This window comes from Streptomyces sp. NPDC006552, from assembly GCF_040611655.1.
Lineage (GTDB): Bacteria > Actinomycetota > Actinomycetes > Streptomycetales > Streptomycetaceae > Streptomyces.
This window is the reverse complement of sequence record NZ_JBEXOS010000003.1, coordinates 179031-194202: the sequence shown is the minus strand read 5'-3', so window position 1 is coordinate 194202 and position 15172 is coordinate 179031. Positions and strand designations below refer to the sequence as shown.

Sequence of the window (15172 nt, the reverse complement as noted above, 5' to 3'; positions counted from 1 at the left end):
CGCGCGGCGCGCCCCGGCCGGTCAGGAACCGACGCTCACCGTGAAGCGGCGCGGGTTGCCGTCGTTGGCCGCGCCCGACACGTCGGGCTGCCCGTCCGGGCGCACGTCGTCGTACGGGAAGGCGTACCCGATCGGCGAGTTGGCGTGCACGACGCGCGCCCAGTGGTTGGTCGTGGCGTCCTGGTAGTAGTCGCCTGAGCCCGCCCCGTTCGGCTGCTGGGGGTGGGTGAGCATGATGCTGCGGTTGAATCCGGCGGCGAGCCGGGCCAGCAGGCCCTTCTTGTCGTCGGAGTCGGCCGGGTTGTTGGTGAACGGCCCGTGGTTGCAGGTGAAGATGTCCTTGGACGTCGGCTTGGTGAAGGTGTGCCCGCCGTTGAAGGTGAGCGTGTCACCGCTGACCCGGCCGGTGAACACCCCGCGCCCGCCCTGCAGATCGATGCTGAGGTCGGTCGAGCGGTACTTCTCCCAGACCCGGTCGATGTAGCCGGTCCACAGGTCGCGGAACGGCATCTGGTCGGGCCGGTCGAAGTACGGCGCCATCAGGTTCTGCGGCGAGATGACCCGCAGTACCTTCCCGTCGCCGCCCCGGATGACGAGCTGGTCCCAGGGCTGCCCGTCCTTCGCGGCCTGCGCGGTGAGGTCCGCGGCGATCCGGTCGACGGCGCCGTCCGGCAGCGGGGCGACGGTGTGGGTGCTGTCGCCCTCCAGGTTCAGCCCGATCGGCAGGGCCGTCACCAGGTCGACGTAGCTGATGTTGGCGTACAGCTGGGCGGAGTTGAAGGTGAACTCGCAGAACGACCAGGTCTTGCCGTAGTTGGCGTCGGTGGGCGTGGCGAAGGCCGGTTCCACCAGGCCGGGGCCGGGGTTCAGGAAGAAGTCCAGCGTATTGTCGCGGACGAAGTAGATCCGGGCGCCGTACATCTGAGGCAGTGTCAGCACTTTCGGCGCGGAGCCGGCGCCGTTCAGCGGGATCGCGCAGTCCACGGGGAGCGGGGTCTGAGGGGCGCTCGGGGACGCGGGGCGGTAGAGGCTGCCGTCGGCGCGCAGCAGCACCCAGTTGCCCGAGGACTGCTCGTGGCCGGTGACGTAGGCGCGGACGGTGCCGGGCAACGACTTGTTCTGCAGGGCCAGTTCACAGGTGGCGGGCGCGGCGCCGGCCGTCCATGCCGGGACGGACAGGGAGGCGGCGGCGGTGGCGACACTCGCTCCGGCGCCGGCGAGGAACATCCTGCGCGATATCACGATCGCTCTCCAGAAGTGTGGGGGGATGTGTGGGGAGCCCCACTGTGGCGAGCACCACCGGGAGCGTCAAGAGTTATGACGGGGAGCGCTCCCAGCAATTGTTTACGTTCAAAAGGTGAAGCGAGGTGGGGGCGAGGCCGTTGGTCCGTACCTGCCCTGGTCAGAGCGGTGCGACGGCGGTTGTCGGTGGCCGGTGGAAGACTCGGAACTCCAGGAAGCAGCACCCTCGACGAGGAGGGCACCACCATGATCACCACGGATTCCGTGCACGGCGCACCGACCTGGCTGGACCTCGGCACCCCCGACCTGGACGGCGCCGTCGCGTTCTATGAAGGGATCTTCGGCTGGCGGTTCCAGGCCGGGGGAGCCGAGACCGGTGGGTACGGGATGTTCCGCCTCGACGGGAAGACGGTGGCGGGCGGCATGACCGTCACCCCGGACCAGGGCGCGCCCGCCTGGACCGTCTACTTCCGCACTGCGGACGCCGACGCCACCGCCAAGGCCGCCGAGCAGGCCGGCGGCACCGCGTTCCTCCCGCCGATGGACGTGCTCGACCAGGGCCGCATGGCGATCCTCGGCGACCCGGCGGGCGCCACCTTCGGCCTCTGGCAGCCGGGGCTCCACACCGGCTTCGGCCACGTGACGCAGGACGGCGGGCTGAACTGGGTGGAGCTGTACACCTCCGACGTCGCCGCGGCCGAGGAGTTCTACGGCGCGGCCCTCGGCTGGGGCACGTTCGACGTGCAGTTCCCGGGCGGCTCGTACACCACGGTCAACCCGGCCGGCCAGGACGAGCACGCGATGTTCGGGGGCATCGTCCCGCTCGACGCCGACGCCGACGCCGACGCCGACGCCGACGCCTCCGAGGCCCAGGCGGGCCCGCACTGGGTGCCGTACATCCATGTGCCGGACGTCGACGCGGCGGCCGCCGCGGCGCGCACACTCGGCGGCACGGTGCGCTCCGCGCCGGTCGACGTGCCCGGTGTGGGCCGCATCGCCAAGCTCGCCGATCCGTACGGCGCGGGCTTCGCGGTCATCAAGGGCGACCCCGAGCAGAAGTAGCGCCCGGGGCGGTCGGTGCCGCCGGCGCGTCGCGTTGATCGTTCGTTGATCCGTCGTTTTCCGCCGCGCGGCACCCTCGTCCTCATGCACGCGAACACCACCCTCCCGCCCGCCGGACCGACCTGGCAGGACCAGGCCCTGTGCGCCCAGACCGGCGGAGACTTCTTCTTCCCCGAGCCGGGCAGCTCCGTCCGCGAGGCCAAGCTGATCTGTCAGATGTGCGAGATCCGCCCGGCCTGCCTGGAGTACGCCCTCACGAACGACGAACGGTTCGGCGTCTGGGGCGGCCTCTCCGAGAAGGAGCGCCACCAGCTCAGGCGGACCTGAGCGCACCCGGCCGACGCCATCTCCACCCGGGGTTCCACCCCTGGGTCCAGGTGCGGACGGCCGTGTCACAGCAGGCTTGAGCACATGACAACGACCGAGTGGATCACCGACATCGCTCTCCTTCTCGTCGTCTTCCGGCAGCTGCGGGAAGGCCGGCTCGACCTGCGGACCTTCCTGATCCCGCTGGGGATCGTGGCCTTCGTGGCCTCCTCGTACCTCGACACCGTCCCCACCGCCGGGAACGACCTGGTGCTGATCGCCGTCCTGACGGCGGTGGGCGCCGCCCTCGGCGTCGGCGGCGGCCTGTGCACCCGGATCCGGACCTCCGGCGAACACCTCCTGATCAAGGCCGGAGCGGTCTCCGCGACCCTGTGGGTCCTCGGCATGGGCGCCCGGATGGGCTTCCAGCTGTGGACCGAGCACGGCGGCGCCGACGACGTGGGCCGGTTCAGCGCCGCCCACCAGATCACCAGCGAGCAGGCCTGGGTCGCGGCGTTCGTCCTCATGGCGCTCACCGAGGTGGTCACGCGGCTGGCCACGATCTACCTCCGTAGCCGCCGGGTCCGCCCGGCGGTGCCCGCCGGGGCCGTCGCATCCGCCGCGCCCGTTCCCGCCCACACCCGCTGACCGTGCGTTATCGTCTGGCCGTGCCCGCGACCGAGACCGATCCGTCCCCCGGCCCGGCCCCCCACGAGGGGGCCGGCCCGCGGCCGATCCCGGGACAGGACCTGCGCACGCAGTGGATCGCGAGCCTCGGCGTCATCGTCGCCGGAGCCCTGACGATCCGGCCCATGGGGCTCGGCGGCCGCGGCCTCGCCGTCGCACTGCTCTTCGCGGTCAACTGCCTGGCGCTGCTGGTCCGCCGGCTGCCCGAGGCCAAGGTGCCCCCGCGGGTCACCCTGGTCTGGCTGACGCTCGGCGTCCTCGCGGCGGCCGCGCTGATCGGCGTCAGCACCACCGGCACGGCGTATCTGTTCGCGTTCTTCATCGCCGGGCACACCGGCTACCGCCTCGAGCCCCGGCCGGCCCTCGTCCTCGCCCTCTTCTGCAGCCTGCTCTGCGCCGCCGTCCTGTACGCCCGGCCCGACCACGGCGGACAGGAGCTGCCCTGGGCCGTCGGCCTCGTCACGGGCGTCCCCGTCGTCATCGGCGTGGTCAACCGCAGCCGCAACCGCGCCATCCGGGCGGCGCTCGCCGCGGCCGAATCGGCCGAGCGGGCCGCCCGCGCCGAAGCCCGCACCGCCGTCCTGACCGAACGCGGCCGCATCGCCCGGGACGTGCACGACGTCCTGGCGCACTCGCTGGCCGGCATCAACATGCAACTGGAACTTGCCGACGCCCTGCTCGACACCGGAGACCTGGACAAGGTCCGCGAGGCCAACGACAAAGCGCACAGCATGGTCAAGGAGAGCCTGAAACAGGCCCAGTGGACCGTGCACGCGCTGCGCGAGGACGCCCTGCCGCTGGTGGAGAGCTTGACCGCGATGGTCGAGTCGTCCGGCCACCGCGACGCCCTCACCGTCACCGGGACCGTCCGCGAGGCACCGGCCCAGGTCACCCAGAACCTGCTGCGGATCGCCCAGGAGGCGCTGACCAACGCGGCCCGGTACGCGCCCGGCGGCCAGGTCGGGGTGGAGCTGGTCTTCGCCGCGGGTTCGACCACGGTGCGCGTACGCAACGGCCCGGCGACCCGCCCGGCGGCCGCCGCGGCCGGCAGCGGCATGGGACTGATCGGCATGCGCGAACGCGTCGCCCTGCTGGGCGGCACCCTTACCGCGGGGCCGGTCGTCGAGGGACCGGACCAGGGCGGCTGGCAGGTGGAGGCAGTGATCCCGCAATGAGTGAACAGAGTGAACAGCGCGAGAAGCAGCGGAAGCTGCGGGTGGTCGTCGCCGACGACCAGGCCGCCGTCCGGGAACCGCTCGCCGCGGTGCTCGGGCTCAGCGACGACATCGACGTCGTCGCGGCCGCCGCGGACGGCACCCAGGTGCTGGCGGCGGTGGCCGGGGCGGGGCCGGTGGACGTGGTCCTGATGGACCTGCGGATGCCGGTGATGGACGGTACCGAGGCGACCCGGCGGCTGAGCGAGGAGCATCCGCAGGTGGCCGTGGTCGTGCTGACCACGTTCGCCGACGACGACTCGATCCTGGCGGCGCTCAGCGCCGGGGCCCGCGGTTACCTGACGAAGAACGCGGGGCGCCAGGACATCGTCCGGGCCATCCGGGCGGCCGCCGCCGGGCAGTCCGTGCTCGACCGCGAGGTCCAGGACCGGCTGCTCGCCACGGTGCGGACCAAGGTGCCCGCGCCCGGCGGTGAGCTGCCGGGGGACATGACGCCGCGCGAGCGCGAGGTGCTCACCCTCATCGGGAAGGGCCTGCCGAACCGGGCCATCGCCGAACAGCTCTTCATCAGCGAGGCCACGGTCAAGACCCACATCAACAACCTCTTCGCCAAGGCGGGGATCCGGGACCGGGCCGACGCGGTGCGCCGGGCGATCGCGGCCGGCCTCGCCTGATCCCCGCCCGATGGCGAGGGCGGGTGCGCGCTCAGGGACCCGTCAGGGCGGCCAGCTCGGCTTCGAAGAGGAGGGCGGGGTCGAACCCCATCCCGGTGAAGTGCCCGGCCACCTCCAGGGACAGCACCCCGTGCAGCCGGGTCCAGACGGACAGGGCGCGGTGCAGGGCCGCGGGCGCGGCCGTGTGGCCGCCCGCCCACTGCCGGTGCGCGCCGATGTGGGCGTCGAAGGGCGCCGGGGGGCCGGCCTCGGGCAGTGCCGCGCAGGCGTCGAGCAAGGGGGCCATGATCTCGGTGGCGATGGCGGTGATGTCGTCGGGCGCGTGATAGCCCGGGACGGGGGTGCCGTAGACGAGGAAGTAGCGGTGCGGGTCCGTCAGGGCCCAGCGGCGCAGCGCGTGCGCCAGCGCGGCGAGCGCGGCGGCCGGCTCCACCTCGGCCGCGGACTCCGTCTCGGCGGCGGTGGAGCGGAAGAGGTCGGCGAGGCTGCGGTAGGCGTCCCGGACGAGCTCGGTGATCAGCTCGTCCCGGCCGGCGAAGTAGCGGTAGAGCGCGGGACCGCTCATGCCCATCCGCTTGGCGATCGCGTTGAGGGAGAGCCCGGTGGCGCCGGCCGTACGGATCTGGTCCCACGCGTGGTCCTTGATCTCCGCGCGCACCTGGACGCGGTACCGCTCGCGCGGGGTCTTCGTCTCCGCCATCGCCTGCCACCTCTCCGCGCGGCCACCGGATCCGCGGCATCGCGGAACCGTTAGAACCTATCACGATGGTGATGAGCGTTTTCTCGTACGACTACGTCGGGCCGCCGGTGCGCGTACCCGGCGCCCCGACGTAGTGGCGCGGCGGCAGGTCAGGCGGACGCCGCCCGGGCGGCCAGGCGCGCCTTGCGGGCGGCCAGCTTCTCGTCGAACTTCGAGGCCTCGCTGTCGAGCCCGCTCATGAACAGCCCGATCTCCTCCTGCGCCCGGAGCCCCTCGGGGCCGAGCCCGTCGATCTCCATGATCTTCAGGAACCGCAGCACCGGCTGGATCACGTCGTCGTGGTGGATGCGGATGTTGTAGACCTCGCCGATCGCCATCTGCGCGGCGGCCCGCTCGAAGCCGGGGATGCCGTGCCCCGGCATGCGGAAGCCGACGACGACGTCGCGCACGGCGCGCATCGTCAGGTCGGGGGCGATGTCGAACGCGGCCTTCAGCAGGTTCCGGTAGAAGACCATGTGCAGGTTCTCGTCGGTCGCGATCCGCGCCAGCATGCGGTCGCAGACCGGGTCGCCCGACTGGTGGCCGGTGTTGCGGTGCGAGATGCGGGTGGCCAGCTCCTGGAAGGCCACGTAGGCGACCGAGTGCAGCATCGAGTGCCGGTTGTCCGACTCGAAGCCCTCGCTCATGTGCGCCATGCGGAAGTTCTCGAGCTTGTCCGGGTCGACGGCGCGTGAGGCCAGCAGGTAGTCGCGCATGACGATGCCGTGCCGGCCCTCCTCTGCCGTCCAGCGGTGCACCCAGGTGCCCCAGGCGCCGTCCCGGCCGAACAGCGACGCGATCTCGTGGTGGTAACTGGGGAGGTTGTCCTCGGTCAGCAGGTTCACGATCAAAGCGGTGCGGCCGATCTCCGTGACCTGCGACTGCTCCTTGTCCCAGGCCTCGCCGTCCTCGAAGAAGCCGGGGAAGTTGCGCGCCGCGGACCAGGGCACGTACTCGTGCGGCATCCAGTCCTTGGCCACGCTCAGGTGGCGGTTGAGCTCCTGCTCGACCACTTCTTCCAGCGCGTGCAGGAGGCGTGCGTCGGTCCAGGTGGTCGACGAACCGAGGCGGGGGGAGATGACGGTCACGAGGGCTCCTGGGGGACGGAGGTACAGCGAGCGGTATTACCTACGGTGTCGTAGGTTACGTTGCCGTAGGTTAAGTGCTCGATAAAGAGTCGAGTCACGCTTGAAGCCCTCGCAGCCGGACTGAGAGGCACGTCACACACCCTTCCAGCTTCTCGAACTCCGAAATGTCCACCACGACGGGCTCATAGCCCAGCCCCGCGAACAGCTCCGCCGTCTTGGGGGCGCTCGCCGCCATCAGCAGCCGGTCGCCGCCGAGCAGGACGACATGGGCGCCCGCCTCCTCCGGCACGGGCAGGAAACGGGGGAAGAGCTGCGGGTGGTCCACCAACGGCTGGTACCCGATGACCGTCCCGTCAGGCAGTGCCGTCACCGCGGATTTCAGATGCAGCACCTTGCTGACCGGGACCGGCACCACGCGCGCGCCGAGCGGCTCGAAGGCGGCCCGCAGCTGCTGTACGCCCGCCGCGTCGGTGCGCCCGCCGCGCCCCACATAGAGCGTGTCGCCCACCTTCAGTACGTCGCCTCCGTCGAGCGTGGCGGGCTCCCACACCCAGTTCACGGAGCAACCGAGCCGTCCGACGGCCTCCTCGACGCCGGTGATCTCGCCGCGCCGCGACTCGGCGCCGGAGCGCGCGATCAGGGCGACGTTGCGGAAGACGACCACCGCGTCCTCCACGAAGACCGCGTCCGGACAGTCGTCGGCGGGCTCCACCAGGAACGTCTCCCAGCCGTGCGCCTCCAGCACGGCGACATACTCCTGCCACTGCGCGAGCGCGCGGCCGGTGTCGACGGGCGTCCGCTCCAGGTGCGTGACGAGCCCTTCCGCGAGACGCGGTCCAGGGCGGCGGACGAGGGCCTTCTGGCTGGGCACGGGTGGACTCCATGGCTGGTGCTGGTGCTGGTGCTGGTGCTGGTGCTGGTGCTGGTGCTGGGCCGAGGTTCGGGTGCGGGGTGACGGCGCTCATCATGCACAGCCCGCGGCCCGCGGCGGAATCCCTTGTCACGCGGCCGTCACCTCCCCTCCACCGGGCCGCCGCGGGCACCTCCGGTCCGGTCGAGGACCGTAGGCGGCCAGGGAGGCCAGGGCTCTGACTTCGGAGATGGGGAATTCAGCGGCGCCGAATCACGCGTCAGGCGCCGGAGTGCACGCCGATGCCGCCCGAAACGGTGAGGTTGTCTCCGGTGATGTAGCCGGCGGCGTCCGAGGCGAGGAAGGCCACGGCTTCGGCGATGTCGGTGGGAGCGCCGACGCGGCCGAGCGGTACGTCCCGGGCCCAGGAGCCGATCATTTCCCGGGAGACGCCCAGCTTGCTGTAGGCAGGGGTGTCGACCAGTCCTGGGCTGACGGCGTTGACGCGGATGCGGCGGGGGGCGAGTTCGAGCGCAAGAGACCGCATGAGGGGCAGCAGAGCCCCCTTGGCCGCTGTCATCGCGGCCCCGAGCCCTTCGGCGGCGCCCACGGTGAACACGACTGAGGCGCCCTCACTGAGGAGCGGCAGCGCCTTTTGCAGGGTGAAGAAGTTTCCCTTGACGTTGATGTCGAACAGGGCGTCGAAGGCGTCTTCGTCGGTCGATCCGATCGGGCCGGGGCGGGAGATACCCGCGTTCAGGAAGAGCAGGTCGAGGGAGCCGAGTTGCCGCCGCGCTCGGTCCATCGCCTGGTCGATGTCCGGCAGGGACCGCGCATCGGCTCGGACGACCGTCACGTCCTCGGGAAGTCCGGCGCCGGCGACATTGCCGAGGCCGGTGACCATGACGCGGTAGCCACGGGAGTGGAGCAGCACGGCGGTCGCTTTGCCGATGCCGCTGGTTCCACCGGTGATCAACGCTGTGGGTGCAGGCATGATGCGCTCCTTCTGCGTACTTCTGGGCGTGGGGCGGCTCTGTCCGTGGGGCAGAGTGGCACTGTGCCACTGTCGTTGGCAGCGCATGCCGACCTGGCAGTGACTGCCAAGTGTGATGTGACTGTCGGCCTGGCAGTGCTGGGTTAGTCTGGTGACATGAAGCAGGAAGCCACGTCAGCGACGGACGCACCGACCACGCTGTGGGACCGGACACGGCAGCTGGCTTCCCAAGAGATCCTCGAGACGGCGCTGCGCCTGTTCACCGAACAGGGCTACGACGAGACGACCATCGCTCAGATCGCCCGGGAGGCCGGCGTCTCCCAGCGCACCCTCTTCCGCTACTTCGGCACCAAGGAGGACCTTCTCGGGGGAGGCCAGGGCCGGTTCGGCCAAGTCCTGATGGACGCGATCAGCGAACAGCCCGTTGACGCCGGTGTCTGGGAGGTCCTGCGCGCGGGGGTCACTGCCGTACTGGCCTTGCACGAGAGCCGGGAACAGGCCCTGGAGCGGTTCCGCCTCCTGCACAACACCGCCTCGCTGCGCGCCGGTTGGCTCGAAAAGCGACTGCGGTTCCAGGAGAACCTGCTGCCGCTGATCGAGCCCCGCATGGACGCGGCTGCCGGCCACGAGGGCGCGAAGGCCCGCGCGGTGATCGCGACGGCGTTCGCGTGCCTGGATGCCGCATCGATGACATGGGTCGCCGATGACGGCGCGGGCGAGATCATGGACCTGTACGACGAGTGCCTGGCTGCGGTGCGCGGCTGACCCGCGGCGGCCGACCGGCCCGGAAACCTTGGACGGCAACGGGGCACATCCGCTGCCACGGACCGGGCCCGGCTCCGCCGGATCTCCCAGCTGGGGACAGACGGGCCACGCCGGCGTCATGCGCAACGACACCGATGACACGTCCGCCCGCGCCGATGCCACCCGCACCCCAACCCGGCCCAGGGGCGCGGGGAACTGCGCGCTCAACCCCCACGCACGCGCACGCCCCCGTGAACGGCGGGCGTCTCCGCCCCCTCCGATGCCACCCGCCCCCCAACCCCGCCCAGGGGCCCGGGGAACTGCGCGCCCAGCCCCCACGCACGCGCACGCACCCACTCAAAGCCGCAAGGAACCGCGCTCAGCCTCCACCCACCCGCCCCCGCGAACCTCGCCGAACCAGCCACCACCCCACCACGCACCCCACACCGACCCCAACCCCAACCCCCAGCACCACCACCGCTGCCCCCAGACCTCCCCACGCCCCCGGACCTCTCCCCGCCGACGCCCCCAGCACCACCACCCCCGCCCCCAGAACCGCCCCGAGCCCCTCCAGCCACACCCGCCCCACCCCGCGCCGGGCCGTCGCGCCCAGCGACCACGCGTCGCTGGCCACGAGGTACATCACCAGAAGCACGGCCACGCACAGGCCCTGCCACGCCCGCGTCTCACCGGCCGCCGCCAGGCAGACCGCCCCGCACGCGAGCAGCGAGGTCCGGTGCCGCGCCACCCGGTGCGACCAGCGGGCCGAGGCCAGCGAGGGCCGCCGGTCAAGGCCGGGCGCCGCCCACAGGGCGAAGACCGCCGCGCCGGCGAACACCACCGGCCGCACCACCCCGTGCGGCGTCTCCCAGGGCCGGGCCGCCCCCACCACGAGGGCGACCCCGAGGACGCGGACGGCCGCAGTCCGGGCCCAGTGGACGACATGGTCCCGCCAAGGCACCCGTCCATCGCGGAGCGTCATCGCGGCCGCCCTCCCACCCGCCCGGCGAGCAGCGGCGCCAGCGCCAGGTCGAGCGGCTCGCCCACGGTGTGCCGCACCACCGCAACCCCGCTGTCCCGCAGCGCGAACCGCATCGCGTCCCGGTCGGCGTGCCACAGCCGCAGCCCCAGCTCACCCGCCTCGTCACCCGGCAGGACCCGGGGATCGCCGCTCGGGATCTCCACGACGACCGGCCGCCGGGCCCGCGCCTGAAGGTCCCGCAGCACCTTCAGGATCCGGGCGTCGCTCAACGGCGTGAAGACGTAGACGAGGGCGCCCTCCGGGAGCGCGGGTGGCGGTACGCGTTCGAGGCCGGGCGCGTCGAACCGGTGGTCCTTGCGGACGTCGAGGACGCTCTCGACGATGCGGTAGAACGCGGCGTCCCCGGTCGCGGGCCGCAGCCAGCGCGTCGTACCGCCGGTCGAGACGACGCCGACGCGGTCGTGCGTGCGCAGATACGCCCGGGCCAGACCGGTGGCGGCGCGGACCGTCTCGTCCAGCGACGAGACGCCGGTGACCGGGTCGACGACGTCACCGAACGCGTCCAGCAGCAGCACGGTGTCGGCGGCCCGCTCGGCCGCGAACCGGTGCAGCTGCACGGTGCCCCGCCGCGTCGTCGACGGCCAGTGGATACGCCGCTGCCGCTCGCCCGGCTCCCAGGCGCGCACGCCGGCCATCTCGACGCCCTCTCCGGCCTGCGCCGAGGCGTGTTCCCCGAGCCGCTGCGGCAGCCGCGCCGGGATCGGCGTGAACCGGGTGTGCGCGGCGTGCGGGAACACCGAGACCTCCGGCGCGTCGACCCGTACGGTACGGCGCACCGTGCCCCCGGCGTCGTACACGTCGAGGTCCACGGGCCCCAGCGACCAGCGGCCCCAGCGCAGTGCGGTGTGCCGCAGCGTGACCGTGCGGGTCCCGGCCAGGACCTCGTCGAGCCGCAGTCCGGGGCCGAGCGTGACGCCGGGGTCCAGGCGGACGGCGCCGCCGTCGTGCGCCACCGTGATGCGCAGGGTGACGGTGTCCCCCTCGAAGCAGCGCCGCGGCTCCACCGTCACGGCCGTCTCGATCCGCCGGCCGTAGGCGCGCGGGAGCGACAGGGCGAGGAGCACCAGCGGCGCGGTGGCGAGCGCGAACAGCCACGGCTTTCCCGTGAGGAGCGCCGCGCCCAGTGCGACGACGGCCACGGTCAGCAGCCGCAGCCCCCGCTCGCCCGCCCGCGGACCGCCGGGCGGCGGCGCGGGCGCCTGGGCCGCCTCGGTCCGTCCCTCCAGGGCGCGCACCACGGCGGCGCCGGGCCGAGGCCCGGGCCCGGGCGGCGGCGTCATGACGGGACCGCGGCGGTGCGCCGTGTCGAGGGCGTCGCGACGGTGCCGACGATCTCCCGCACCACCTCGTCCGTGGAGACCTCCCGCACCCACAGCTCCGGCCGCAGCGAGACCCGGTGGGCGAGCGCGGGCACCGCCAGCGCCTTCAGGTCCTCGGGGATCACGAAGTCGCGGCCCTCCAGCACCGCGCGGGCACGGGCGAGCTGGACCAGGGCGAGCCCGCCGCGCGGGGAGGCCCCGATGCTGATCTGCGGGTGCGCGCGGGTGGCGCCGACCAGCGCGACGGCGTACGCGAGGAGGTCGTCGTCGATCTCGACGCGCTCCACCACGGCCCGCCACGCCACCACGTCGGCGGGGCCCGCCAGCCGGTCGAGGACGGCTTCGGGCGCCGCCCGGTCGACCCGCGCCCGGAGCATGGACAGCTCCTCGGCGGCCGCGAGATACCCCATCCGGACACGGAGCTGGAACCGGTCGAGCTGCGCCTCCGGCAGCGAGTACGTCCCCTCGTACTCCACGGGGTTGGCGGTCGCGATGACCATGAAGGGGTCCGCGAGCGGACGCGTCGCCCCGTCGACCGTCACCTGTGACTCGGCCATCGCCTCCAGGAGCGCGGCCTGCGTCTTGGGCGGCGTCCGGTTGATCTCGTCGGCGAGCAGCAGGTGCGTGAAGACGGGCCCGGGGTGGAAGACCATCTCACCGTTGCGCTGGTCGTACAGGGATGCCCCCGTGACGTCCGAGGGCAGCAGGTCCGGGGTGAACTGGATGCGGCGGAAGTCCAGGCCGAGCGTGGTGGCGAACGAGCGGGCGAGCAGCGTCTTGCCGAGCCCGGGCAGGTCCTCGACGAGCACGTGGCCGCCGGCCAGGACGCCCAGCAGGACGAGTTCGAGGGCGTCCTGCTTGCCCACGACGGCGCGGCCGACCTCGCGCAGCACGGCGCCGGCCTGGTCGCCGACCTGCCCGGGGGTCATGGGTCGGGGTGCGGAGGGCTGGGTCACGTCGTTCGTCCTCATCCTGCCGGGGGTGCGGGTCGGGTAGGGCTGCGGGGGGCGGCGAGCGCTTCGAGGCGGTCGACGAGGCGGCGCAGCACGTCGGCGGGGACGTCACCGTCGGGCCCGGTGCGGGGCGGCTCAGGACCGAGCCACGGCCACAGCTCCGCGCCGATCAACTGGGCGGCGCGCCGCGGCTGGTGGTCGAGCGAGATGTGGTGGTGCTCGGCGAGCACGGCCGCGAACAGGCGCCGCAGTTCGGGCCGGAGCACGGCACGGTAGTAGAGCGCGCCGTCCGGGCCGGCGGCCGTGCGCACATGGCTCCGCCACTCGCCCGTACCGGGCGCCCGCGCCCGCAGCAGCCGTACGTCCGCGCGCCGCCCGGAGTCGAAGGCGCCGGCTCCGGCGACGTACCGTGCGACGGCGAGCGCGGTGACGAGCAGCACGGCCGCGACGGCGCAGGCAGCCCCGGGACCGTCGACCAGCAGGAGCAGTACGACGGCGGAGCCGCCCATGACGCCGAGCAGCAGCAGGAGCTGACGGACCGGGAGGGCGGCGGGCCGCCGGTCCGCGGCGCCGCCGGGTTCTCCGGAGAGCGGGCTCACTGTGCGGCCTCCCGAGTGTCGAGGCGCGCGGCTTCCCGGGCGTCGAGCTGTGCGGCGATCTCTTCGAGGGCCTCGGCGGCGGCCGCGCGCTGGGTCTCGGCCATCGGGTGCGAGGAGTACCGCGCCTCCCGGAACAGGGCGGTGAGACGCGGCGCTGCCGGGCCCGTGACGAGCCCCCCGCGGGCGGCACGGGTCAGGAACTCGGCGGGGCTGTCCGAGGGGCGCCGGCCCACGCCGGAGACGGCGAGGGCCTCTTCCATGGCGGCGTAGCAGGCGATCACCGCGGCCCGCGCGTCCCCGCCGTCGGCCAGTGCCCGGCGCGCCGGACCCAGAGCGGAGAGGAGCAGCGCGCGGTCCTCGTCGTCCCCGGCCGCGGCCGGTCCGGTGCGGGGCGGTGGCGTCAGCAGCCCCCGGCGCCACCGCCGGCGGACCAGGACCGCGAGGAGAACCAGGAGCGCGGCGGCCGCGCAGGCGCCGACCGCGCCGAGGAAGGCGTACAGCCATGACGTGACCTGGTCGCCGCCGGCCGCCGGCGGCCCGCCCGGGTCCGTGCCGGGCAGCGGCGCGACGGTGGGGACCGGTGCGTCGCCCGGCGCCTTATTGGGCGGAGGGCCGTCCCAGGTGAAGCGGTGCAGGACCAGGGCGAGGACGCCGAGGAGGGCGGGCGCGGCCAGGAGGAGGCGGAGCGCGGCGAGCCGCAGTCGCTCCTCGGCCGGCGGCGTGCTGCGGCCCGCCTCGATCCGGGGGCGCAACCGGCGGGCGGCGACGGTGCACCCGGCCGTCCAGGCGGCGACCAGTCCGAGGGTCACAAGCCCGCTGTCGCCCAGCCGGCCCCTGCCGGGGCGGAGCAGGTCAGGGGCGCCGCGCAGCGCCCAGGCGGCCGCGGCGAGCACGCCGACCACGCCGACGGCGAGCACCGTCCCCCACCGGCCGGGCGTCGTCCCCCGCCCGTCCTGACCCCCGCGCACGTAATACCCCCCCCGCCGAGCGCGTCCCCCCGGACGCCTGTGCACCGCATCCTGGCACTCGCCGGTACGGCTGTCACCCGATTCCCTGCGTGCTGCACGTAGTTCATCCCGCATTCCGCCGGACGTCGGCGGGGCGGCCGCGGCGCTCAGCGCCCCCGAGGGCTCAGTACGCGTCCCGCAGCAGCTCCGCCAGGTCGCCGTCCAGGTCCACGTACAAGGACTCCTCGCCGACCGGCACCAGCGCCGCCGTGTCCGACAGGAAGCGCTCCAGCTCGCCGGTGCGGATGTGCACGATCGCGGTGCCCTCCACGGCGTGGAACTCCAGGACCGTCCGGTCGTACCCGTACGGACGCACGCGTACGTCCCCGGCGCCCGCGGTCTCGGTCAGTCCGGCGGTGAGCAGTTCGCGGGCGAACGTCCAGCGGACCTCGACACCCTCCAGCGTGGCCGGGGCCGGGAAGGACATGCACACCGCGAACGGGTCGCGCACGTCGTAGCCCAGCGTCGCGGGAATGCTCGCCATACGGGGCGCGGCGGCGACCAGACGGGCCTCTACGGCTTGCTCGATGACGAGGGACAACGCCAGCTCCTTGGGACAACTGCACGGACGACGAGGGTCGGACGGGCTCATGTGCATAGACGGCGGAAATGGGGAATCCGTGCACCTGTAGCCGGACGAAACACGAGTGACCTCTGTCACCGGTTTCAATCCAGGTCCGCTGGACGCCAC

Annotated in this window: 17 protein-coding genes; 6 read left to right on the top strand and 11 right to left on the bottom strand. The window is 73.2% G+C overall.

Annotated elements, in window-relative coordinates; translation table 11 throughout:
• Positions 1–21: 21 nt before the first annotated feature.
• On the bottom strand, positions 22–1242 hold the full coding sequence (locus ABZY33_RS03365; protein ID WP_356489743.1) for a glycoside hydrolase family 64 protein: 1221 nt from the start codon (positions 1240–1242) through the stop codon (positions 22–24).
• A 246-nt stretch (positions 1243–1488) separates the two neighbouring features.
• On the opposite strand from ABZY33_RS03365, the gene ABZY33_RS03360 reads away from it, so the two are divergent.
• From ABZY33_RS03360 to ABZY33_RS03340, 5 genes are all read left to right on the top strand, one after another.
• Positions 1489–2304 (top strand): VOC family protein, encoded by an 816-nt coding sequence (locus ABZY33_RS03360; RefSeq protein ID WP_356489742.1) that lies wholly within the window; start codon positions 1489–1491, stop codon positions 2302–2304.
• Between the two features lie 84 nt (positions 2305–2388).
• On the top strand, positions 2389–2631 hold the full coding sequence (locus tag ABZY33_RS03355) for a WhiB family transcriptional regulator (protein ID WP_356489741.1): 243 nt from the start codon (positions 2389–2391) through the stop codon (positions 2629–2631).
• An 84-nt stretch (positions 2632–2715) separates the two neighbouring features.
• Positions 2716–3258, top strand: coding sequence for a hypothetical protein (locus ABZY33_RS03350; RefSeq protein WP_356489740.1), 543 nt, complete (start codon positions 2716–2718; stop codon positions 3256–3258).
• 2 nt (positions 3259–3260) lie between these two features.
• The gene (locus ABZY33_RS03345; protein ID WP_356489739.1) at positions 3261–4472 is read left to right on the top strand and encodes a histidine kinase; all 1212 of its coding nucleotides are present in this window, start codon (positions 3261–3263) and stop codon (positions 4470–4472) included.
• Positions 4469–5146, top strand: a complete 678-nt coding sequence (locus tag ABZY33_RS03340) for a response regulator transcription factor (protein WP_356489738.1) — start codon at positions 4469–4471, stop codon at positions 5144–5146. Before ABZY33_RS03345 ends, ABZY33_RS03340 begins: the two co-directional genes overlap by 4 nt.
• A 31-nt stretch (positions 5147–5177) precedes the next feature.
• Here the strand turns inward: ABZY33_RS03340 and ABZY33_RS03335 are convergent, their stop codons facing one another.
• From ABZY33_RS03335 to ABZY33_RS03320, 4 genes are all read right to left on the bottom strand, one after another.
• Positions 5178–5846: a TetR/AcrR family transcriptional regulator gene (locus tag ABZY33_RS03335; protein ID WP_356489737.1), complete on the bottom strand. Its 669-nt coding sequence runs from the start codon at positions 5844–5846 to the stop codon at positions 5178–5180.
• Positions 5847–5995: 149 nt separating this feature from the next.
• Positions 5996–6973 carry an acyl-ACP desaturase gene (locus tag ABZY33_RS03330; protein WP_356489736.1) on the bottom strand — a complete coding sequence of 326 codons (978 nt, stop codon included), beginning with the start codon at positions 6971–6973 and terminating at the stop codon, positions 5996–5998.
• Between the two features lie 94 nt (positions 6974–7067).
• The gene (gene ddaH, locus ABZY33_RS03325) at positions 7068–7844 is read right to left on the bottom strand and encodes a dimethylargininase (RefSeq protein WP_356489735.1); all 777 of its coding nucleotides are present in this window, start codon (positions 7842–7844) and stop codon (positions 7068–7070) included.
• Between the two features lie 259 nt (positions 7845–8103).
• Entirely contained in the window at positions 8104–8817 is a 714-nt protein-coding gene (locus tag ABZY33_RS03320) for an SDR family oxidoreductase (RefSeq protein WP_356489734.1), read from the bottom strand.
• Between the two features lie 156 nt (positions 8818–8973).
• Here ABZY33_RS03320 and ABZY33_RS03315 point away from each other — a divergent pair, with 156 nt between their 5' ends.
• Positions 8974–9582 carry a helix-turn-helix domain-containing protein gene (locus tag ABZY33_RS03315; protein WP_356489733.1) on the top strand — a complete coding sequence of 203 codons (609 nt, stop codon included), beginning with the start codon at positions 8974–8976 and terminating at the stop codon, positions 9580–9582.
• Positions 9583–9940: 358 nt separating this feature from the next.
• On the opposite strand, the gene ABZY33_RS03310 is transcribed toward ABZY33_RS03315, so the two are convergent.
• The 6 genes from ABZY33_RS03310 to ABZY33_RS03285 all read right to left on the bottom strand — a co-directional run bounded on the left by ABZY33_RS03310 (position 9941) and on the right by ABZY33_RS03285 (position 15022).
• Positions 9941–10543 carry a hypothetical protein gene (locus ABZY33_RS03310; protein WP_356489732.1) on the bottom strand — a complete coding sequence of 201 codons (603 nt, stop codon included), beginning with the start codon at positions 10541–10543 and terminating at the stop codon, positions 9941–9943.
• Entirely contained in the window at positions 10540–11883 is a 1344-nt protein-coding gene (locus tag ABZY33_RS03305; RefSeq protein ID WP_356489731.1) for a DUF58 domain-containing protein, read from the bottom strand. The genes ABZY33_RS03310 and ABZY33_RS03305 overlap by 4 nt, the downstream gene beginning before the upstream one ends.
• Positions 11880–12851, bottom strand: a complete 972-nt coding sequence (locus ABZY33_RS03300) for a MoxR family ATPase (protein WP_356489786.1) — start codon at positions 12849–12851, stop codon at positions 11880–11882. Before ABZY33_RS03300 ends, ABZY33_RS03305 begins: the two co-directional genes overlap by 4 nt.
• 38 nt (positions 12852–12889) lie before the next feature.
• On the bottom strand, positions 12890–13474 hold the full coding sequence (locus tag ABZY33_RS03295) for a hypothetical protein (RefSeq protein ID WP_356489730.1): 585 nt from the start codon (positions 13472–13474) through the stop codon (positions 12890–12892).
• Entirely contained in the window at positions 13471–14442 is a 972-nt protein-coding gene (locus tag ABZY33_RS03290) for a DUF4129 domain-containing protein (RefSeq protein ID WP_356489729.1), read from the bottom strand. Before ABZY33_RS03290 ends, ABZY33_RS03295 begins: the two co-directional genes overlap by 4 nt.
• Before the next feature lie 163 nt (positions 14443–14605).
• Complete coding sequence (locus ABZY33_RS03285) at positions 14606–15022, bottom strand: SsgA family sporulation/cell division regulator (RefSeq protein WP_356489728.1); 417 nt, start codon at positions 15020–15022, stop codon at positions 14606–14608.
• Positions 15023–15172 lie beyond the last annotated feature (150 nt).

Coding starts and splice junctions, on each gene's coding strand:
- ABZY33_RS03360 (WP_356489742.1), top strand. CDS start 1,489: ATGATCACCACGGATTCCGTGCACGGCGCACCGACCTGGCTGGACCTC.
- ABZY33_RS03355 (WP_356489741.1), top strand. CDS start 2,389: ATGCACGCGAACACCACCCTCCCGCCCGCCGGACCGACCTGGCAGGAC.
- ABZY33_RS03350 (WP_356489740.1), top strand. CDS start 2,716: ATGACAACGACCGAGTGGATCACCGACATCGCTCTCCTTCTCGTCGTC.
- ABZY33_RS03340 (WP_356489738.1), top strand. CDS start 4,469: ATGAGTGAACAGAGTGAACAGCGCGAGAAGCAGCGGAAGCTGCGGGTG.
- ABZY33_RS03335 (WP_356489737.1), bottom strand. CDS start 5,846: ATGGCGGAGACGAAGACCCCGCGCGAGCGGTACCGCGTCCAGGTGCGC.
- ABZY33_RS03320 (WP_356489734.1), bottom strand. CDS start 8,817: ATGCCTGCACCCACAGCGTTGATCACCGGTGGAACCAGCGGCATCGGC.
- ABZY33_RS03315 (WP_356489733.1), top strand. CDS start 8,974: ATGAAGCAGGAAGCCACGTCAGCGACGGACGCACCGACCACGCTGTGG.
- ABZY33_RS03310 (WP_356489732.1), bottom strand. CDS start 10,543: ATGACGCTCCGCGATGGACGGGTGCCTTGGCGGGACCATGTCGTCCAC.
- ABZY33_RS03305 (WP_356489731.1), bottom strand. CDS start 11,883: ATGACGCCGCCGCCCGGGCCCGGGCCTCGGCCCGGCGCCGCCGTGGTG.
- ABZY33_RS03300 (WP_356489786.1), bottom strand. CDS start 12,851: ATGACCCCCGGGCAGGTCGGCGACCAGGCCGGCGCCGTGCTGCGCGAG.